General features: G+C 29.8%; 19 protein-coding genes and 1 pseudogene. 12 read left to right on the plus strand and 8 right to left on the minus strand.

Going from position 1 to position 22,280, the window contains the following annotated elements; translation table 11 throughout:
* The 11 genes from N2251_RS06645 (at position 1) to N2251_RS06695 (ending at position 12,649) form a co-directional block, all read left to right on the plus strand.
* Positions 1-867, plus strand: coding sequence for a YkgJ family cysteine cluster protein (locus tag N2251_RS06645; protein WP_260585959.1), 867 nt, complete (start codon positions 1-3; stop codon positions 865-867).
* Positions 868-982: 115 nt separating this feature from the next.
* On the plus strand, positions 983-2,548 hold the full coding sequence (locus tag N2251_RS06650; protein WP_260585961.1) for a GMC oxidoreductase: 1,566 nt from the start codon (positions 983-985) through the stop codon (positions 2,546-2,548).
* A gap of 247 nt (positions 2,549-2,795) precedes the next feature.
* Positions 2,796-3,281, plus strand: a complete 486-nt coding sequence (locus N2251_RS06655; RefSeq protein ID WP_260585962.1) for an alpha/beta fold hydrolase — start codon at positions 2,796-2,798, stop codon at positions 3,279-3,281.
* A complete protein-coding gene (locus N2251_RS06660) occupies positions 3,268-3,738 on the plus strand; it encodes an alpha/beta fold hydrolase (protein ID WP_260585963.1) in 471 nt (156 codons plus the stop codon). The genes N2251_RS06655 and N2251_RS06660 overlap by 14 nt, the downstream gene beginning before the upstream one ends.
* A 46-nt stretch (positions 3,739-3,784) precedes the next feature.
* Positions 3,785-5,146, plus strand: coding sequence for a TlpA family protein disulfide reductase (locus N2251_RS06665; protein ID WP_260585964.1), 1,362 nt, complete (start codon positions 3,785-3,787; stop codon positions 5,144-5,146).
* Positions 5,147-5,522: 376 nt separating this feature from the next.
* Complete coding sequence (gene rpsA, locus N2251_RS06670; RefSeq protein WP_260585965.1) at positions 5,523-7,298, plus strand: 30S ribosomal protein S1; 1,776 nt, start codon at positions 5,523-5,525, stop codon at positions 7,296-7,298.
* Between the two features lie 108 nt (positions 7,299-7,406).
* Complete coding sequence (locus N2251_RS06675) at positions 7,407-7,763, plus strand: hypothetical protein (RefSeq protein ID WP_260585966.1); 357 nt, start codon at positions 7,407-7,409, stop codon at positions 7,761-7,763.
* Between the two features lie 195 nt (positions 7,764-7,958).
* Positions 7,959-9,350: a phosphoglucosamine mutase gene (gene glmM / locus N2251_RS06680; protein ID WP_260585967.1), complete on the plus strand. Its 1,392-nt coding sequence runs from the start codon at positions 7,959-7,961 to the stop codon at positions 9,348-9,350.
* Between the two features lie 215 nt (positions 9,351-9,565).
* A complete protein-coding gene (locus N2251_RS06685) occupies positions 9,566-11,032 on the plus strand; it encodes an aminotransferase class V-fold PLP-dependent enzyme (protein WP_260585968.1) in 1,467 nt (488 codons plus the stop codon).
* 1 nt (position 11,033) lies between these two features.
* On the plus strand, positions 11,034-12,086 hold the full coding sequence (locus N2251_RS06690) for a M14 family metallopeptidase (RefSeq protein ID WP_260585969.1): 1,053 nt from the start codon (positions 11,034-11,036) through the stop codon (positions 12,084-12,086).
* 80 nt (positions 12,087-12,166) lie between these two features.
* A complete protein-coding gene (locus tag N2251_RS06695; RefSeq protein ID WP_376741002.1) occupies positions 12,167-12,649 on the plus strand; it encodes an Lrp/AsnC family transcriptional regulator in 483 nt (160 codons plus the stop codon).
* A 101-nt stretch (positions 12,650-12,750) separates the two neighbouring features.
* Here the strand turns inward: N2251_RS06695 and N2251_RS06700 are convergent, their stop codons facing one another.
* The 6 genes and pseudogenes from N2251_RS06700 to N2251_RS06725 all read right to left on the minus strand — a co-directional run bounded on the left by N2251_RS06700 (position 12,751) and on the right by N2251_RS06725 (position 19,218).
* On the minus strand, positions 12,751-13,446 hold the full coding sequence (locus tag N2251_RS06700) for a pseudouridine synthase (protein WP_260585971.1): 696 nt from the start codon (positions 13,444-13,446) through the stop codon (positions 12,751-12,753).
* Positions 13,447-13,450: 4 nt separating this feature from the next.
* A complete protein-coding gene (locus N2251_RS06705; RefSeq protein ID WP_260585972.1) occupies positions 13,451-14,650 on the minus strand; it encodes a multidrug effflux MFS transporter in 1,200 nt (399 codons plus the stop codon).
* Between the two features lie 813 nt (positions 14,651-15,463).
* Positions 15,464-16,225: a phosphoribosyltransferase family protein gene (locus N2251_RS06710; protein ID WP_260585973.1), complete on the minus strand. Its 762-nt coding sequence runs from the start codon at positions 16,223-16,225 to the stop codon at positions 15,464-15,466.
* Between the two features lie 333 nt (positions 16,226-16,558).
* Entirely contained in the window at positions 16,559-18,013 is a 1,455-nt protein-coding gene (locus N2251_RS06715) for a nicotinate phosphoribosyltransferase (protein WP_260585974.1), read from the minus strand.
* Positions 18,014-18,023: 10 nt separating this feature from the next.
* Positions 18,024-18,302: pseudogene (locus N2251_RS06720) on the minus strand (nucleoside 2-deoxyribosyltransferase domain-containing protein); the annotation flags it as partial.
* 241 nt (positions 18,303-18,543) lie between these two features.
* Positions 18,544-19,218: an NUDIX hydrolase gene (locus N2251_RS06725; protein WP_260585976.1), complete on the minus strand. Its 675-nt coding sequence runs from the start codon at positions 19,216-19,218 to the stop codon at positions 18,544-18,546.
* 770 nt (positions 19,219-19,988) lie between these two features.
* Here N2251_RS06725 and N2251_RS06730 point away from each other — a divergent pair.
* Positions 19,989-20,600, plus strand: a complete 612-nt coding sequence (locus N2251_RS06730) for a DEAD/DEAH box helicase (RefSeq protein WP_260585978.1) — start codon at positions 19,989-19,991, stop codon at positions 20,598-20,600.
* Between the two features lie 232 nt (positions 20,601-20,832).
* Here N2251_RS06730 and N2251_RS06735 read toward each other — a convergent pair whose 3' ends face one another.
* Together N2251_RS06735 and N2251_RS06740 are read right to left on the minus strand one after the other, a co-directional pair.
* Complete coding sequence (locus N2251_RS06735) at positions 20,833-21,252, minus strand: hypothetical protein (RefSeq protein WP_260585979.1); 420 nt, start codon at positions 21,250-21,252, stop codon at positions 20,833-20,835.
* A gap of 128 nt (positions 21,253-21,380) precedes the next feature.
* Positions 21,381-22,025, minus strand: coding sequence for a response regulator (locus tag N2251_RS06740; RefSeq protein WP_260585980.1), 645 nt, complete (start codon positions 22,023-22,025; stop codon positions 21,381-21,383).
* Positions 22,026-22,280: the final 255 nt, after the last annotated feature.

Raw genomic sequence — 22,280 nt, forward strand, 5'->3', positions numbered from 1 at the left:
ATGCAAATAACCAAACTTACCTCTAAAAGTATATTACCACTTACTTGTTCAAGATCTGGAACCTGTTGTTTTGGTAAAGACGTGATGCTTAACCCATGGGAATTATTTCATTTTAGTAAAGAAAAAAAGGTTTCAGTATCTGAATTTCGTAATTTGTATACCGAATATGGTGGAATTCAATTATTGTTTGATGGAAAAACCGATAAAAAAGGACAAAAAGCATGTAGCCAATATGTAGATAACGCAGGTTGTAGTGTGCATTTAGGTCGCCCATTGGCTTGTCGTTTGTATCCACTAGGTCGTCAAGTACAATACGATAAAGTAGATTTTATTTATGAAGGAAAGCAATTTCCTTGTTTAACGGATTGTGCTGAAGTTTTAGATTTACCAAAACTAAGTGTTGGCGAGTATCTTAAAGGACAAAAAGCAAGCGAGTTTGAAAAAGCATTGGACGAATATTTAATTGTGATGCAAAATATCGCTGATATTGGTTTCGAATTATTGTTAGATTCAGGATTAGCTGCTTCTGGAAATACTAAAACATTAGCATTATGGAGAGCATCAGGAAGTGAATCACACGAATTATCAGCCAAAAGAATAGGGCAAGAGTGGTTAGATTGCTTAATGCTTCCTAAAATTACTATTGATGCTGAAAATCCTATATCATTTGCAAAAAAACACAACGATTTATTGCTTCAAAAATCACAAGAAGCATTTGGTAGCATTCAAACTTTAGAAGAACTTCAAGAGGCATCAGCTTTAATAATTGCTGTGGCTTTACATTTATCTAGAGGTTTAGGAGCTGATACCAAAGGAATTTCTGAACATTGGATAGAAATAGCAAAGAGTCACGGAGCCAAAGAGTAATTTTCTTTTTTATTATTCACTAAAGTAATAACAGTTTGATTGTTATCATAAAATCTTATAACTTGGCGTTCTAACAATATCTGAAGTAAAATAATAGATATATAAAAAGGGGTGTGTGCTTTTAAAAAAAGAATACGATTACGTAATTGTTGGTAGTGGTTTTGGTGGTTCGGTAAGTGCATTGCGATTATCAGAAAAAGGCTATAAAGTTTTGGTTGTGGAAAAAGGTAAGTGGTCTAAAGCCAAGGATTTTCCTAAAACAAATTGGAATTTTAAAAAATGGCTTTGGATGCCGAAATTACGCTTTTTTGGAATCATGAAGTTAACCATTTTTAGACACGTTGCTATTGTTTCGGGTACAGGTGTTGGTGGCGGATCTTTAGTGTATGCCAATACGTTGCCTATTCCTAAAACTACTTTTTTTAACACAGGTAGCTGGAGCAATCTTTTAGATTGGGAAAATGAGTTAAAACCGTATTATAAAGAAGCTTTAAGAATGCTTGGAGCTACTAGAAATCCGAAGTTATTTGATGGAGATAATGGTTTAAAGGATATTGCATCAGAATTAAATATCAAAAATAAATTCAATGCAACCAATGTAGCTGTTTACTTTGGTGAAGAAAATGTGACTAAAAAAGATCCATTTTTTAATGGAGAAGGCCCTGAAAGAACTGGATGTAATTTTTGTGGGGCTTGTATGACTGGTTGTAGAAATAACTCTAAAAATACTTTAGATAAAAACTACTTGTATTTAGCTCAGAAATTGGGTGCAGAAATCATATCAGAAAACGAAGTTTACGACGTAAAACCTTCTGATGACGGTTATGAAGTATTTATAAAAACAAGTACAAAATTTTTAAAAAAACGTCAAAAGATTAAAACAAAAGCGGTCGTTTTTTCTGGTGGAGTTTTAGGAACAATCAAACTATTACTAAAATTAAAAAAAGATTCACTTCCAAATATTTCAAACAGATTAGGATTGGATATTAGAACCAATAACGAAACCTTAGTAAGTGTATCTACTTTAGATAAAGATAAAAACTTTTCAAAAGGTGTGGCAATCGGAAGTATTTTAGATACGGATGAAAATAGTCATTTAGAGATTGTACGATACGGAAAAGGTTCAAACGCTTGGAAGTTTTTACATTTACCCTATGTAACCAATAAAAACGTGTTTGCTCGTTTAATGATGATGTTTGTTTCGTTATTAAAATCACCTATAAAATATTTTAAAGTCTATTTTACTAATAATTGGGCAGAAAAAACGGTAGTATTATTATTTATGCAAACGTTAGATAGTACGCTGAAATTTAAACGTAATATCTTCGGATTTATGACGTCAACCGTTAATTCAGGTAAAAAACCAACGCCTTTTATCAAAGAATCTAAAAAATTAGTAAACGAATATAGTAAGGCCGTAAACGGAGTTAGTACGTCTTTTGCATTGGAAACACTTGTAGGGATTCCATCAACAGCACATGTATTAGGTGGCGCTGTAATGGCAGAAAATAAATCAGAAGGAGTTATTGATAAAAATAATAAAATCTTCGGATATGATAATTTATATGTTATTGATGGTGCTATGATTTCTGCAAATCCGGGAGTAAATCCTTCGTTATCAATTACAGCAATTGCAGAAAGAGCCATGAGTCAAATTCCTTTAAAAAAGGATGTAAACTAATTTGTCAATTCTAGTAAATATCTTGGATTACAATCCAGAACATTTTTATCGAGAATTAAATTCTCTAGCTAAAAAACTGTTCTCGATACAATTTTCTTTGATATCAACGAACTATACTCGCTACCTTTAATCTAAATACATTTTGATTGAAGGCAATGCTCAATCTAACAGAAAATTACTCGAACTGACATTTTCGTTATAATAAAATTTATTAATGCATAACAGATATAAACTAAAATATTTATCAATGAAAAAGATTGTAAAAGTAACCTTATTAATCATCGCTTTGGTTTTTACAAGCATTGTCGTTTTTTATGGATACCAAGATATTCCGGTTGAAAAATTAAAAGAAAAATATGCGAATAAAGCATCTTCTTTTGTTGCTATTAACGGGATGGATGTTCATTATCGTGATGAAGGAGTAAAATCAGATAGTATTCCTATAGTCTTAATTCACGGAACAGGAGCAAGTTTACACACTTTTGATGCTTGGACGGATGAATTAAAGAAAACTAAAAGAGTAATTAGAATGGATTTACCTGCCTACGGATTAACGGGGCCATTTCCTGATAGAAATTATTCAATGAACAATTACGTGAAGTTTATACATGATTTTTTATCATCCTTAAAAATTAAAGAATGTATATTAGGAGGAAACTCATTAGGTGGACAAATAGCATGGAATTTCACTGTAAACTATCCAAATAATGTAAAAAAAAATGATTTTAATTGATGCAGCTGGTTATCCGATGAAATCGAAAAGTGTCCCGATGGCTTTTAAAGTCGCCCAAACTCCATTATTAAATAAATTATTACTGTATGTAACTCCGCGTTTTATGGTAAGAGCAAGTGTAGAAAATGTGTACCATGATAAATCTAAAGTAACCGATTCAATGGTTGAAAGGTATTTTGAATTAACCTTAAGAGAAGGAAATCGTCAAGCTTTTGTAGATCGTTTTAATATGAAATCACCTGCAAGTTCGTCTGCTAAAATTAAAACAATCAAGCAACCAACATTGATACTATGGGGAGCAGAAGATTTTTTAATTCCCTTAAAAAATGCGTATCAATTTCAAAAAGACTTACCTAATAATAGTTTAGTAACTTTAAAAGAAGTAGGGCATACCCCAATGGAAGAAAGCCCTAAAGAAAGTTTAAAATCGGTACTTAAATTTATAAAAAACGAATAATTAATATTTAACTATATTGTCGATTATTTAAAAAATAAAAAACATTATGAAAAAACTACTTTTTGGCGCCCTTGCCATTACTATTATTTCGTGTAACAACTCAAAACCTGTTGATTATACGTTATTTACAGGAACCATTAAAAACGCAAACAGTGAAAGCATAGCAATTATTAACAGTTCAAATGAAACTGTTAGAGAAATTAAGGTTTCTGATTCAGGAGTTTTTTCCGATACTATTTTTAACACAAATGGTTATTATAGTTTTGATGATGGAAAGGAAAGTTCATCAATATATTTAAAGAATGGATATACCATTAATTTAAATTTAGACGCTAAAGAGTTTGATGAAAGTATTGTTTACTCTGGTAACGGTAGTGATGTAAATAATTTTTTAGCACAAAAATATTTAATAAAAGAAAGAGCAGGTACAACATCAGCGCTTTATTCTTTAGAAGAAACAGCTTATTTAAAAAAAATGAATGCGCAAAAAGAAACGCTAGAAAAATCATTAGAAGGTTTAGATGCTGATTTTATAAAAGAAGAAAAAGTAAGTTTAAATTATGACCATATTAGTCATTTATTAAGTTACGAACCTGCGCATCGTTATTTTGCAAAAAAGAAAGATTTTAAAATTTCTGACTCTTTTCCTGATGTTTTAAAAGGTTTTGATTTTAATAATGAAGAGCATTATAAATCTTCTGCTGCTTATAAAGGTATTGTAGGATCTAATTTTAATACCGTAGCTAGAGAAAATTCTGAAAAAGAAAAAATCTCTTTCGAAACAGCTGCTTTAAAATTGGTTAAAGAAAATAAAAGCGAAATAATAAGGGATAACATACTTCGTGGTCTTTCTCGTCAAGTATCGGCACGTAATCCTAATTCAGAGGAGTTGTACAATGGAATTATGGAGCTTTCTTCAGATGAAATCTTGAAAAAACAATTAACAGCACAATTTAATCTTGTTAAAAAATTAGCAAAAGGAAAAACCTCTCCAGTATTTGAGAATTATGAAAATAATGCAGGTGGAACAACATCTTTAGCCGATTTAAAAGGAAAATATGTGTATATAGATGTATGGGCAACTTGGTGTGGACCATGTAAAGCTGAAATTCCGTCATTAAAGAAAATTGAAAAAAAATATCACGATAAAAATATCGAATTTGTAAGTCTTTCAATTGATGTTAAAAAAGATCATGGTATTTGGAAGCAAATGATTATTGATAAAGAGTTAGGTGGAATTCAGTTAATGTCAGATAATGATTGGAAATCGAAATTTGTAACTGATTATGGTATTCAAGGAATACCTCGTTTTATTTTAATTGATCCAGCTGGTAATATTGTAAGTTCTGATGCTCCAAGACCTTCTGATACGAAACTTGTTGATTTATTTAATGAGCTTAAAATTTAAGTATACCCATATAAGGGTTTTAAAAAAAAGTAATATTCATAGCATTATAAATGTTAGGAATATTACTTTTTTTGTTTTATAAATCAATAGAAACTTAAAAATATAAGACATTTGAACCATTTTCTGATGTCAAATTCACAAAACGAAAAAGATATAACATAATAAGAATAATTATTTTGCTATAAAAAGAGATTGTCTCAACTCACTTAAAATCAAAAGCTTTATAGGTTTTTTAAATAAAACTTCGTAAATTTGCACTCCTTTTTACAATAACAGATTTATAAAAGGAATGAGAAAATAAAAATTATATAAATTTCTCTTGGCGTTAGTGTTGTTAAGAATCTGGCTAACAAAAAGATACAAAGTATTATTCAGAATGTCTGAAGAAACAAAAACAACTGCAGAAGCAGTTACAGTAAATCCAGCAGAATTTTTAGCAACATTTAACTGGCATAAATACGAAGAAGGTATTGATGAAGTTGATGAATCTAAATTACAAGAATTCGAAAAAGCCTTAGAAGGTACAGTAGGTTTTGTAAACGAACGTGATGTAATTGAAGGTAAAGTTACAAGAATTACTGATAGAGATGCAATTATCGATATCAACTCTAAGTCAGAGGGAGTAATTTCTTTAAACGAATTCCGTTACAACCCAAGTTTAGCAGTTGGTGATGCTGTAGAGGTATTAGTTGACAAAAGAGAAGATGCTTCTGGTCAATTAGTGTTATCTCACAAAAAGGCACGTGTAATTAAAGCATGGGAACGTGTTAATAATGCACATGAAACTGGTGAAATCGTTAACGGTTTTGTTAAGTGTAGAACTCGTGGAGGTATGATCGTTGATGTATTTGGTATTGAAGCATTCTTACCAGGTTCTCAAATTGACGTGAAACCTATTAGAGATTACGATCAGTATGTAGAGAAAACTATGGAATTCAAAGTTGTGAAAATCAACCACGAATTTAAGAACGTAGTAGTATCTCATAAAGCGTTAATCGAAGCAGATTTAGAAGATCAGAAAAAAGAAATCATCGGTCAATTAGAAAAAGGACAAGTATTAGAAGGTGTTGTTAAAAACATTACTTCTTATGGTGTCTTTGTTGATTTAGGTGGTGTTGACGGATTAGTACATATTACTGATTTATCTTGGTCTCGTATCAACCACCCGAATGAGGTTGTTGAATTAGATCAGAAATTAAATGTTGTAATTTTAGACTTTGATGATAACAAATCTAGAATCCAATTAGGTTTAAAACAATTATCTGCTCACCCTTGGGAAGCTTTAAATACTGAATTAGCAGTAGGTGATAAAGTAAAAGGTAAAGTTGTTGTTTTAGCTGATTATGGTGCATTCGTAGAGGTTGAAGAAGGTGTTGAAGGATTAATTCACGTTTCTGAAATGTCTTGGTCTACACACTTACGTTCTGCGCAAGATTTCGTAAAAGTTGGTGATGAAGTAGAAGCTCAAATCTTAACATTAGATCGTGAAGATCGTAAGATGTCTTTAGGTATGAAGCAATTACACCCAGATCCATGGACAGATATTACAACTAAATATCCTGTAGGTTCAACTCATACTGGTACTGTACGTAACTACACTAACTTTGGTGTATTCGTAGAATTAGAAGAGGGAATTGACGGATTAGTGTATATCTCTGATTTATCTTGGACTAAGAAAATTAAGCACCCATCAGATTTTGTAACTGTTGGTGATAAATTAGAGGTTCAAGTATTAGAATTAGATGTTGAAAACCGTAAGTTAAACTTAGGTCACAAGCAAACTCAAGATAACCCTTGGGATGCTCATGAAGCTACGTATGCAATCGGATCTACTCACGAAGGTTCTATTAAAGAGAAGAATGATAAAGGTGCAACTGTAGTATTTGCAGATGGTATCGAAGCATTCGCTCCAACTCGTTTCTTAGAAAAAGAAGACGGTTCTAAATTAGAAAAAGGTGATGCTGTAAAGTTCATCGTTACTGAATTTAGTAAAGAATACCGTAGAATTGTTGTTTCTCATACTTCTCTTTTCAAAGAAGAAGAAAAGAAAAACATCAAGGCTGCTGCTAAAAAAGCTGCTGATGTAGAAAAAACTACTTTAGGAGATATTGGTGGATTAGCTGAATTAAAAAGAAAAATGGAAGGAAAATAAGCTCCTGAAATCATAAATTTTAAAACCGCTACGTAAGTAGCGGTTTTTTTATGTCTTAAAAAACCAGTTAAATTATTATTATATTGCAAATTAAACCCTAAGAATATTATGAAATTATTTAAAAGAGTTACAAGTGTTTTGTTAGTGTTTATTTTTGCTATAACTTTAAATAGTTGTTCAGGATGTGACAATCAAAATCCTTCAGCAAAAGTTGTTAATAACGGAACAGAAGATGTGAGTGTACAAATTAAAACTTCTGGAGGAAATACTGAAAATATAAATAAAATAGAACCAGGAATGTCTTCTAATTCTGTAAGTTATGCATCTGGTGAAGTAGAATTCACTATTGTATTAAAAAGTGGAGCGGAAGTAGTTAAAACAGTTACTATGGAATTTTGTAGAACTTATAAAATAACTATAGATGAAAATAATACTATTACTACAACATCTAATGTGGTAGATTAATAAAATTACCATCATATTTAATATAAAACTCCTTAAATTTAGTTTAAGGAGTTTTTATTTGTTTTATATCCTATTTCTCAAACTTAATGTAAAAAATAATTAGTACTATATGTAACTATTGTTACAGTTAAAGCCATTATGAAGTGTTCGTATATTCTTAAATACTACTATATTTGTAATAAATAAAAAGAAACGATGACACTTATAAAATCTATATCAGGAATTAGGGGAACAATAGGAGGTAGCACAGGTGAAAACCTTACTCCGGTTGATGCCGTTAAATTTGCTGCTGCTTACGGAGCATTTATCATAAAGAGAAATCCGGAAGCAAAGAAAATAAATATTGTTATAGGTAGAGATGCTCGTATTTCTGGTAAAATGATAAGCAATTTAGTAGCCAACACATTGGTTGGTTTAGGAATTAATGTAATAGATTTAGGCTTGTCTACCACACCAACAGTTGAAGTTGCTGTTCCGTTAGAGAAAGCTGAAGGAGGAATTATTTTAACTGCTTCTCACAATCCGAAACAATGGAATGCTTTAAAATTGTTGAATGAAAAAGGAGAGTTTTTAAATGGTGCTGATGGAGAAGAAATTTTGAAATTAGCAAATAGTGAAGATTTTACTTTTGCTGAAGTTGATGATTTAGGAACTTATAAAAAGAATAAAAAGTACTTAAAAAAACATATAAAAGAGGTTTTAAAACTAGATTTAGTTGATGTAAAAGCAATTAAAAAAGCCAAGTTTAAAGTAGTTGTTGACGGTGTTAACTCTACAGGAGGAATTTTTATTCCTGCTTTGTTAAAAGAATTAGGTGTTAAATGTATAGAATTATACTGTGAGCCAAACGGTCAGTTTCCTCACAATCCAGAGCCTTTAAAAGAAAACTTAGCAGATATTTCTAAATTAGTAGTTAAGAAAAAAGCCGATTTAGGTATTGTAGTTGACCCTGATGTTGATCGTTTAGCGTTGATATCTGAAGATGGATCTATGTTTGGTGAAGAATACACCTTAGTAGCTTGTGCAGATTATGTATTAGGAAGATTAGGAGGTGGAAACACGGTTTCTAACTTATCATCATCAAGAGCATTGCGTGATGTTACAGAAAAGCATGGTGGAACTTATACTGCATCTGCAGTTGGTGAAGTTAATGTGGTGCAAATGATGAAAGATACCAATACGGTTATTGGTGGTGAAGGAAATGGAGGAATCATTTATCCAGCTTCTCATTATGGTCGTGATTCGTTAGTTGGTGTCGCTTTATTTTTATCGCACTTGGCACATAAAAAAATGTCTTGTAAAGCATTAAGAGATTCGTACCCAAGTTATTTTATGAGTAAAAATAAAATACAGCTAACTCCACAAATCGATGTTGATAAAATTTTAGAAACAATGGCTTCTAAATACAAAGACGAAGACGTTAACACGATTGATGGTGTAAAAATTGATTTTGAAAACGAGTGGGTACACTTACGTAAATCTAATACTGAACCTATTATTAGAATTTACACCGAAAGTACCAGTCAAGAAAATGCAGATACACTTGCAGAACGATTTATAGCAGAAATAGCACAAATTATAAAATAAAATTATCTAGTTTTTTACTGATTCGGAAACTATTCATAATAGCAAATTCAGTGAACAATCATTAGATCATTTTTAATATTACAAAAATATTTTTTTTAATAGGAGGAATGTTCATTGTATAATAAACAAAAGTTACAAATAAGTTAAAAGTATCATCTTTTTAGGCTAGCTCTTAAGATACTCTTAATTTTATATCATAAATACAGTATCAGATTATGAATTTAGAGCAATATTTTGCTAAGTTTAAAAAGAACATTGTTGGTATCAACCAAACATATCAATCTCCTTACGGAGAACAAAAAATGATATATACTGACTGGACCGCAAGTGGTAGATTATACAGACCTATAGAAGAACAATTATTAAATAAATTTGGGCCATTTGTAGCAAATACACATACCGAAACATCAACTTCAGGTGCTGCTATGACTTTAGCCTACCACGAAGCACGAAATATTATTAAACGTCATGTAAATGCATCAAAAGATGATGTACTAATTACAGAAGGTTCTGGAATGACAGGTGTTGTAAATAAGTTTCAACGAATTTTAGGTTTAAAAGTTTCAGAAAACTTAAAAGAGCATACAGATATTCCAGAAGAAAAGCGTCCTATCGTTTTTGTGAGCCATATGGAGCATCACTCTAATCAAACATCTTGGGTAGAAACGATTGCTGATGTAGCAGTTATTCCTTGTAATAGTGAAGGTAATATATGCTTAGATATATTTGAAGAAATTATAAAAGAGTATATAGATAGACCAATAAAAATTGCCTCGATTATTGCTGGTTCTAACGTAACAGGTATTAAAACCGACTATCATAAAGTAGCTTCATTAATTCATAAGTATGGCGGTTTATGTTTTGTAGATTTTGCTTGTTCTGCACCGTATGTTGATATAAACATGCATCCAGAAAATGAAAATGAATATTTAGATGCAATTTTCTTTTCTCCTCATAAATTCTTAGGAGGGCCAGGAAGTTCTGGAGTATTAATTTTTAATAAGAAATTATATAAAAATATGATTCCTGATAACCCAGGTGGAGGTACTGTAAGTTATACAAACCCTTGGGGAGAGCATGATTATTTTGATGATATTGAGGCTCGTGAAGATGGCGGAACGCCTGCTTTTTTACAAACAATGAAAATAGCATTGTCTATTCAGCTAAAAAATCAGATGGGAACTGATAAAATGAAGCAACGTGAAGATGAAATAAATCCTATTATTTTTAAGTGTTTAGAAAATTTAGAAGGCGTAAAAATATTAGCACCAAACAATAAAGATCGATTGAGTATTTTTTCTTTCTATTATGAAAAGTATCACTTTAACTTAGTTGTTAAGCTGTTAAACGATCGTTTCGGAATTCAAACAAGAGGAGGTTGTTCTTGTGCAGGTACTTACGGACATTTTTTATTAAATGTAGATTTAAATACATCACATAAAATTAAAGATCAAATTTCTGAAGGATGTAATACTGATAAACCAGGTTGGGTACGTTTATCTGTACACCCTACAGTAACAGATAAGGAAATAGCGTTTATTTGCAATTCATTAAATACCTTAACTCAGAATATAGCAGAATGGTCGAAAGATTATAAATATGATATGGCTAAAAATGATTATGTTCATAAACTTACTGAACCAATAGAAAAAGAAATAATTGCTGACTGGTTTACCTTATAATATGAATTTATTAACGCCCTCTTTTTTAGAAGAAACCTACGCTAAAATAAAAGAAGAAAAAATAGGAGGTAGGTATATTACTTTAAAAGATATAAAACCTCTTTATAATGATTTACATACAATTATTCAGTCAGCTATAATTGGTCAATCAGAACAAGGAAGAGATATTTATCAACTTAAATTAGGTTCAGGAGCAAAAAAAATACTTGTTTGGAGCCAAATGCATGGTAATGAAAGTACTGGAACCAAAGCTGTTTTTGATTTTTTAAACTTTATTAAATTATATGCCAATAATAAAATTGTAGCTTCAATTTTAAATAATTGTAGCATTACTATTATACCGATGTTAAATCCTGATGGAGCAGAAGTTTATACACGTGTTAATGCAAAAGAAGTAGATTTAAATAGAGATGCAGTTGCTTTAGCGGCAAAAGAAAGTAAATTATTACGAAAAATATTAGATGAATTTAAACCTGACTTTTGTTTTAATCTTCACGACCAAAGAACAATATTTGGAGTGGAAGGAAGCAACAAGCCAGCTACAATTTCTTTTTTAGCTCCGTCTGAAGAAAAAAATAGAGAAATTACACAAGGTCGTAAAGAAACCATGAATGTAATTATTTCGATGAACAACTTGTTACAAAAATTAATACCCAATCATATTGGTCGTTATACTGATGAGTTTTATCCAACGGCAACAGGTGATAATTTTCAGAAATTAGGACATAATACAATTCTAATTGAAGCAGGCCATTATCCGAATGATTATGAACGAGAAATTGTAAGAAAATATAATTTTTATGCGCTTTTACAAGGGATTTATCATATTTCAACAACTGAAAATTTCACAAATTATTTAGATTATTTATCTATCCCTAACAATATCAAGAACTTCTATGATGTTATTTATAGGGATAAAAATAATAAAAAAGATGTCGCTTATCAGTATGTAGAGAAATTAGAAAACGGTAAATTTACCAAGATTTTAATTAAAGAGAATGAAGGTGATTTATCTTCATATATAGCACATGAGGAATTTAACAAAGAATGTTAATAATTAAATATTTCTCAACAAAAGTGTTTTTAAATTAGAAAAAAATTATATTTTAGCAGTATTACTTGAAGAAAACAGAAATAATGAAAAAGTTTGTATTAGATGAAATTGATCATCAAATTTTAGATATTTTAATTGAAAATGCACGTACTCCTTTTACTGACATTGCAAAAAAATTATTAGTATCAGCAGGAACAATTCACGTACGTGTTAAAAAAATGGAAGATGAAGGAATCATTCAGGGTTCGACATTAACGTTGAATTATGATAAAATGGGTTATACCTTTATTGCCCATGTTGGTGTGTATTTAGAAAAAACATCAATGACACAACACGTTTTAGACAGCTTACGCTTAATTCCTAATATAACTGTTGCTTATGTAACAGCAGGGAAATACAATATTTTTTGTAAGGTGAGAGCTAAGAGTACAAACGATGCAAAGGATGTTATTTACAAAATAGATGATATTAACGGAGTTAATCGTACAGAAACGATGATTTCTTTAGAAGAAAGCATTAATGATAAAAAGCGTTTAATGCACGCTATTTTTCAAGAAATTTAAGAATAAATCATATAAAAAAAGGGTTGTATATTTAAATATACAACCCTTTTTTATTAACTTTAAATACTAGTTTTTATAATCCACAGATAGCTTTTATTTATTTAAATATCCCAATTAAAACGTTTAAAAACAATATTCCAGTCATTTGGTAAATCAGCCTTTATTAGTTGTTTTTCGTTAGAAAAAGGATGTACAAATTCTAGTGAATATGCGTGTAAAAAAAGGTTTTCACAATTAAAATGATCAATAAACATTACATTGTGATTTTTGTCACCATATTTAGGATCACCAATAAGTGGATGACTGATTTTATTCATATGAATACGCAGTTGATGTAATCTTCCTGTAGCAGGTTTCATTTCTACTAAACTATATCGAGAACTATCATAGGGTTTTACAGGAATATCAACAATAACATTAGCAACTGTTTTTAAATGTGTTTCAGCCTCTTTATAAACATCCGAATCTCTTCCTTTTACAGGAGAATCAATTACTTTACTTTCAGGAGAATGCCCTCTTACAATTCCGTAATATGTTTTTTGAATCTCATTATTTGTAAATAATTCCTGAAATTTAGACACATGTTTGGTTTCTTTTGCTAACAAAATAACTCCAGAAGTTTTTCTGTCTAACCGATGTATCGGATAAAATTTATGTCCGAATTGATTGAACAACAACTGCAATAAAGAATCTTCATCAGAAACATTTCGTGAATGATACGCATGATGCACAACTACATTATTTGGTTTAGAAACACAAAGTATATAGTCGTCTTCAAAAAGAATAGTAAGGCTCATAAATTTAATTATTTGTGATTTTAAGCTTGGTAAAATTTAATAAAACTAATGAGAATATTCCGCAAATTAAAAAACCTAGAAATAAAGGCAGGGTAGTGGTTTTAACATAAGTTCCTATAAATGTAGCAATAGGAACTGCCATAATTGTAGAAACAAAACCATTTATAGCTGCACCAACTCCGGCAATATGACCTACTGGTTGCATAGCTAATGCTCTGATATTACCAAATAGAAAACCGAGAGAGAAAAACTGCAAAGCAAAAAAGGCTAACAATACGTTTATATCCGGATTTTCTTTCCCGTAAAACAGTACGATATATAATACAGGAATCAGTGTGAAAATTACTAAGAAAGTAGTAATCAGTTTAAACATCCCGAATTTCATAACAAAAGTTCCGTTTAAAAAAGTAGCAAATCCCACCGAAATAGCTAATCCTGCAAAAATATAGGGGAATTCTTCTACTAAGTCATACTGTACCTGAAAAATTTGTTGTGAAGCGCTTAAATATACCATAAATGAACCTGTTATAAAACCAGATATTAAAGTAAATACAACGGCTTGTTTATGTTTTAAAAATTCTTTTGTTCCTTCAATAAAAAGACTGATAGATAGTTTTGTTCTGTTTTCTTTTTTTAATGTTTCTGGTTGGCGCTTCCATAACCAAATCATAACAATAAACCCATATATTAATTGACTGTAAAATATAAATTTCCAACCATAAGCATCTAACATTAATTTACCAATAGCAGGTGCTACAACAGGAACTAGAATAAATATCACTACAATAAATGACATTATTTTAGCCATGTAATTGCCTTCAAAACTATCTCTTACCATAGCAATACTAATTGTTCTTGGGGCAGATAAACCAATACCTTGTAAAATTCTTCCAAAAACCATCATTTCGATGCTCGTTGCACTGATACAAATAAAACTAGCAATTACAAAAACACTAAATCCGAAATAGATAACGGGTTTTCTTCCTAAACTATCGGATATAGGTCCCGAAATTAATTGTCCAAACCCCAATCCTAAAAATATCATTGTTATTAATAGTTGATTATCATTTGAGTTTTGTTGTATGTTTATACTAATTCCTATTTGTTCTAAAGCAGGTAATAATCCATCTATAGATAATGCAACTAACGACATTAAGGCTGCCATTAAACCTATAAACTCTAATTTTGACTTGTTTTTTTGCATTCGGCAAAAATAGGTGTTTATTTTGAGTAGGATTGTTTATATACTCTTTATTATAAAATAAACTATTTAACATAATATTAATTATAGTACAGATGTATTTCATCCATTAGATAGCTATAATTCTATATTATGTAAAATATCCCACAGTGTTTACGTTTTACAAGAATCTATATTACTTGGGTCATTGAACATTAGTATTAAGCTATTCGTTTAATTTGAGTATTCTGTACAATAGTTCAACATTTTTTAAATAAGCGATTCTCAAGAAACATTCTAACTATACATTTGTAGCTATAATTAGACATTATGTAAAATTGCCTCTTGCCAAAATCGCTCGGATTGCTTTTTAAAACTTAAAGCCGAAAAGGCTTTTATTTTTAAACACAATTAGCCAACGCTTGCAACCGGGTAAAGCTAACATTTCGTTTCTATTGAAATTCTCGTATTTGAAGATGATTCCGTTTATATTTTTTTCAGAAGATTCTCGTTAGATATACGCAACAGTACAAAATTACTCTGACGAGATAATTTCTGTACACTTGCTAACTTTGTAGTTTCAATTTATCCTTTTAATTTCTTGCGTTATCTTTTGCCTTGATGCAAAAAAAACAAAAAATAAAGGCTTCAGAATCCTTTGGAAACAATCACGGTTCATTCGCTATATTTTAGAATACATTCTAACTTGTTAATTTTCTTTTAAACTTTGTGAAATCAATGGTGTTTAGTACTAAAAATCTAAAATATTCACTCTCATTTCACCTATTGTTTTAGCCAAAACCTTCTGAGGCCGTTCTTTATAATTCTAACTTCTATTTAACATAATACATCTAGTTGTGTTACAAATTTATCATCTATATCTTTATAACTATTTGTACAATAAATATGGTCAATTGTTTCTTTTAATTCATCAAAACCATAATTGAATTGTCCGTGAGTTACATATAAAAACACTTTTGATGCGCCTTGCTCTTTTAAAGCTTTGGCTAAAAACTTAAATGTTCTACCACCATCAGCTAAATCATCAACAATTAAACATTCTTTGTTTTTTACATCACCTTGAATACTAATTACAGGCGCTCCTTCTACCCTAACCTTATTAGAAGGAACTAAATCAGCATTTAATGCTTCTGCAATTTCGTGTGTTGTTTTATAGGCGCCAGCATCAGGACTAACTAATACTGGATTACCTATTGTTTTATATACTTTTTCAACATATTCAAAATGAGAGATTTTCTCTGAATTATTTATTAACGCTAAAGAAATTGAGCTATGTGGATGTAAAATAAAAACTTTATCAAATTGCATAGAATTAATAAACTTACTGATGATTTTTAAATCAAAAGATTCTCCTTTATTAAAGCGCCTGTCTGAACGTTGACCTATTAAACAAAATATAGTCAGTTTAGCGATAGTAGTTTTGTTTTCAGAATTCTCTGCATCCCAAGCTTCTTTAATAGCACCAGCTCTAAATAAATCTTCATAACTATTACCACGAATTTTAATATGAATATCTCCGTCTTTAGTAATCTTTGCAGATACTTGTCCGTCTTTAAATTTCTTTATCTCGTATTTCATCTGTCAATCTTTTTAAATTATTGTACGATTCTTTTAATCCAGCCCTATCGTCTAATAATATATTACAATAAGGCTTTCTAGTTTTCATTAATGGATTCTCATTAATTAATGAGAAAGGAATATCACGTTCAATTAAATCTTGCTTTATAACGTCTAATTTTTCTCCTTCATTCCCTGTAAATAATATTAACGTGAATCTATAGGATTTACAGATTCTTAAAAGCTCTACTATAGGTTCATAATTAATACCTTTTCTATGGTAATCGAAAACTGTATTATCATAATCAAATGCTACAAATAGACTTTTATGAGCTAAATAATCTTGCTGTTTAATTAAATATTAGTATTAATTCTTTCTCTAATCTCTTGTAGAGTAATTGGATTTAAAAATTTACCGTTTTCATAAATTACTTGTAACTCACCTTTGTTCTCTTCTTCAGAAGTAACCTGGTCTATTAAAACAAATTCATTATTAACTTTATCTACTTTAATTAAACCTTTTGCAGATTTTTTAATTCCATCATCTGTAATTGGGTCTTTAAAAATCTCTCTTCGTTCTCCGTTAACTACTACAGAAGTAGCTTTCATTGCAAAACCAAAAGTATCTCTTGTATTAAACTGATAAGTGAAAGAACCAATTCCTAAAACTACATTAGTAGAAGCAAAACCTTTATCGTGTAATCGTTGACAAATATTTTCTGCTCTTTCCGTAGTAATACTATCTCCATAAATAGCTCCAATATGGCTATCTAAAATTTTAAAACCTTGTTCGTTTACTGTTCCTCCAAAAATATCCCATAGTAACTCTACTACTCCTTTATCTTTTGGTGCTTTTCCGCCAAGTGTTTTAGTTTCACCACAAATAATATCTACAGGGTCTCCACTATCTGGACGTATTACTAGCTTACCATCTCTTGCTAAGACTTCCTCTTTTAATTGTGGTAAATAATCTGTTAATACTTTCCATAAATCCCAAGTATCACTTACTACTGATAAGATCCCACTAGAATAAGTATTCATTAAAGTTTTAAAAGTACCTATTTCATCATCTTTTGTTCCTGCACACATTACAGAGTGTTCTGTTGCATTCACCGAACCTACTACAAAACCTTCTGCTTTGTAATATTTTCTCAAACTACTTATTATTGGTAAAGTATCAGAACCTAAAAATACTGCTCCGTGTCCCATTCCTGAAGATATAGCGCTTTGTAAACCTCCCATACCTCGCATTGAAAAATCGTGCCCTTGAAAATCTATAAAAGCTTCATTTTCTTTATCCGTTTTTAACACCCAATTTTTAAAAATTCTCTTATAACGTAATGCTATAGAAGCTGATGTCATTGGTTGCCATAACATAGTAGATAAAATAGTTTCTAAAAAGTTAGTTATCCAATAGAATTTTTTATCTGTATTTACTACAGTAACCATAGGAACTCTAATTGGTACCTCTACTCCTTCTGGAAGTGACTTCACTTTTATTGGTAAATATTGTAAATCGTGTAACTCTTCATAATGTGTTACATCATAATCAGTACCTAAATACAAAGACAATTCTTCCTTTAACTCATTACAAACTTTTGCCTTAGGTTTTGAAAAGAAATTATCTTGAAAATAATCGTGTAACCATTGAAAAACGTATTGTTGTCCAAATGAAACTACTTTATCACAACCCTTTGGAGCATATTTATTACTTCTAGGTGTCCAGTTAGAATAAACTTCTTCTGTTCCTTTAGGATATTGTTGGTGATGTCCTGTTTTGTAACCGTCAGTTAATAATAATCCGTTCATAATTTCTTTTTTAAAATTTAACTAATGCTTTATTTATATTATCAAATATTGGTGTGTTATATTTCTCACACAATGTATATACATATTTACTCTTATAAAACTCTTTAGGGCATATAATAATTAATTTATTAGAGGCTACGTAAAGACCTAGTTCAACAAGAGATATTGGTGATTTTGAGTCAGAAAGAAAGTTTAATAAAATGATATCTGCTTTTGATAAAGTATCTAACTCCCATTGAATATGTAGCTTCATTTCTTTATCACTCAATTTATCGTGATTCCTATTTGTAGGGTCTAAATAATATTACTATCTCCTATTTCTTCAATTATTGTTTTTCTTCAGTTACCAAAATATCTTTTATCAATACTTCCTGCTAAGAAAACATAATTTCCTTTCTCTTGTGGTAATTGTTTCTCTGATGTATAAACCAAAATAATTGTATTTGCGTAATTATAACACAAATATATAATTGATTTAGATTTCGCACAAGTTTATTTGTGTTTTTTTACATAAAACTGATTTTACTTTACTAAATCTCGAAAAAAATTCCTTCTTTCTTTAATTTGAAATATCTTTGTTTATTGAATTTAAACAAGTTAGCAGGTCTTCCTGAACCTTTATAAACTTTTTCATCGAGCTCATCTAAAACATTAAGACTTAACATTTTTTTTCTGAAATTGCGTCTATCTATTGATCTTCCTAATAAGGTTGTATATAGTTTTTCTAAATCTGAAAAAGGAAACTTAGTGTCTAATAACTCAAAACCAATTGGTTCATATGTTATTTTACCTTGTAATCTGGTAATAGCCATTTTCAAGATTTCTTTGTGGTCAAACGATAACTTTGGTAGTTCATCAATTTTAAACCATTGTACTGCTTCTGCATCGGTTGATGCAAATATTTTAAAAGCACTAGGTTTAATTAGACCAAAATAAGCAACAGATACTACTCGACTTCTAGGATCTCTTTTAGGGTTACCAAAAGTATATAGCTGTTCTAAGTAGTTAATTTTAATACCTGTCTCTTCTTTAAGTTCTCGCTCTACTGCTTCTTCTAAAGATTCATTGTTTAAAACAAAGCCTCCAGGAATTGCCCATTCTCCTTTAAAAGGTTCATATTTTCTTTTAATAAGTAGTACAGAAATTGTTTGCTCTTCATAGCCAAAGACTACAGCATCTACAGAAAGTTTAATTGCTTGTTGCATTTTATGCGTATTTATTACGCTAATATATGCAAAAATAATAATTAGAACTATAATTCCATTCAATACACATTACCACTTCACTCCTATCGTCGCTTCGGACAAAACGTATTCTATTACATTTTTAAAGAAACATTTGAGAAGAAAAAAATAAAAGTAAGATTGTTTCTGCAAACGGCTTTTACCAAAGCAAAATAAGATAACGCAGAACATTATAGTGCAAATGTTTTGATTTTTTCAATACACTATTTTCAAGTAAATTCAGATTACATCTCATTGTATTTTCTAGATAATTACCCGTTGGATGATAACCTAGAAATAACTTATTATCATTATTATTATTATTAGGCTAGAATTTTATGAGATAAAGTTGTTGTTTTATTTATAGTGAAGCATCAAAAACAGACAATGAAATCATAAATAAGTATGTCAAAAATCATATATGTAAATAGTAAAGGAAATAGTTTTCGCTTGGTTATTAAATAAATCAACCCAAAAAAGAAAGCTATTAACCACTCCTACAAATCCTTGATAGCTGTGCATGAAACCAAATATTACTGCCTGTGCATTTAATACTAATACCAACTAATTTTGCTATTATCAAATACATTTTATAGGTAGAAAAAATTAATATAGTTTAAACTATTGCCTATTAATAAGCAGCTGTTAAACTTTAATTATATTTTTAACAAAAATATAATAGCATCCATTTAATTGTATATTTGCATTTCTTACTAAAAATAGTATACTAAACAGTTATCCTTTTTATTTTTATGCCTTTTAAAAAATTACATTCCGATATAAAAGAGAAATTAGAATCTCTTGAAATAACAACACCTACTCCTTTTCAGAAAGCGAGTATTCCTGTAATAAAAAGCGGTGCTAATATTTATTGTACTGCTCCAGAAGGTAGCGGAAAAACAACCACACTAATACTAACTACTTTACAAAAATTAAAATTTGAAGCTGTTGGTAATGCCCCAAGAGCCATTGTTTTAGTAGGAGATAATAAAAAAGCTACTGAACTTCATAATGCTTTTTTAAAATACACTAGATATCACCCGTTACGTGTATATTTAGGTGATGAAAAATTGCATATTGATGTGTTAAAATCAGAAATATTTGAAGGTGTTGATGTTCTAATAGCGACTCCTAAAATTGTAAACAAGTTACTTTTGTTAGAAGGTTTAAGTATTTCTCAGTTAAAGATATTTAGTATACATGATGCTGATTTTTTAGTTAATAATGCTTCATATACTGCTCTTATGTCAATTACTCAGAGTCTTAATAAATGTCAGTTTGTATTATATTCAAAAAAAATGCACCCGATTCTAAAGCGTTTAGAATCTTATTTTATGCAATATGCCAAGACAATTACTGTTTAACTAGCTAAACAAGATTTGAAATAAATTTTATAAAATTCTTCATTCAGGAAGTTAAGCTTACTCAGTACTATTTAATAAGTGTTGTTTGTTATATATAAATTATAGCGCTCTTTAATTTTATTTGAAAACATCAATAAATAAAAAAGCCTGTACAATTTATAATTGTACAGGCTTTAAATAATCTAAAAAAACTAATTTTTAGATCCCCCTTCTTGTTCAATGTTTCTTAAGCTTATATAAAAAGTAAAGAAGCTACAATCATCCAACCACCAACGATAAGACCAAAAACACCTAACTTCCCTAATTTTGGCGCTAATTTTTCTCTTAATGCTGCTGCTTTTTGTAGTGCTGCTTCGTTTTTACTCAGTAATATTTTATTAATCATCCCAAAACCTAACATAAAACCTAGTACTGCCTGAACTAAACTTCCTGCTAAAAGAGTAATCCACCAAATAGGTAATGATGTAATCCATCCCATATTTAAAAAAGCAGAGATAACTCCCCAAACACCTGCTAAACAAAAAACTAAACCTATCCAACCTTGGTATGGTTCAATTTTATCTAATAACTCTTGTGCATTTGGTTTTTTTGCTAAAATCAAAGATGGTACTGCGATAATACTTAAAAGGATTAATGTAATTCCGTAAATCATAATTTTTAGTTTTTAATAGATTAGTGTAATTGTATGTTGCAAAGTTGCATGAATCACTAAATATATTTAAGACCAAATACCGTGAAATTTACCTCCCTATTTTCAGGGATACCTTTAAATGTAAGCTACTATAAAATCCCGTGTTCCATTGCATAACGTGTTAATCCAGCAATATTACGTACACTTAATTTTGAAATTAAATTTTTACGATAACTCTCTATAGTATGTGTACTTAAAAATAATTGAGCAGCAATTTCTTTCGTTGTAAATTCTTTAGCGATAAGTTTTAACACTTCTTTTTCTCTTTTAGTTAAAGAAATTTCAGGTTTAGATTTGGCAACAAACATTGCTTCCATCAATATGTTTTTTATTCTTGGTGAAAAATAATTATCTCCTTTTAAAATCGTTTTAATAGCTTTTAATAGCTCTGTTTTTTCAGCATTTTTAGATAAATAGCCATTCACATTAGCGGTTATTAATTGCTGTATTTTTACAGGATCTTCTAACATACTTACTACTAACGTTTTTGTTGTAGGAAACTGCGTTTTAATAGCATCATTTAATGTGATACCATCCATTTCTGGCATGTTAATATCAGTAATCACTAAATCTATTTTTTTAGTCGTATTAATTTGTAAATATTTAAGCGCCTGCGTTCCTTTAGTAGCGGTTAGTACTATCGTTATGTTTTTTTCTTCAGAAAGAATGCTACGTAAACCATCTAAAAACATGCTATGATCATCTGCTATAATTATAGAGTATTGTGTTGTCATAATTTTTATTCTTCTAAGAGAACCACTTATTGTTATTAGGCTAGCTTTATTTAATGTAGCGTTAATTTAAAATTCGTCTTTAAATATCTTTATTCTGTCTTAAAAATAAATAGCGTACTAACTTTAAATATGTAATTAATAAATTGATAAAACAAAAGTATACTAAAACTAGCTTAGTAAATAATAATTTTATAGTAGTTTCAATAACTATTTTAAAGGTTCTTTAAATTTATTATAGGAACCAAAATATTTTAA

The sequence above is a fragment of the Tenacibaculum haliotis genome (assembly GCF_025215075.1).
Classification (GTDB): Bacteria; Bacteroidota; Bacteroidia; order Flavobacteriales; family Flavobacteriaceae; genus Polaribacter; species Polaribacter haliotis_B.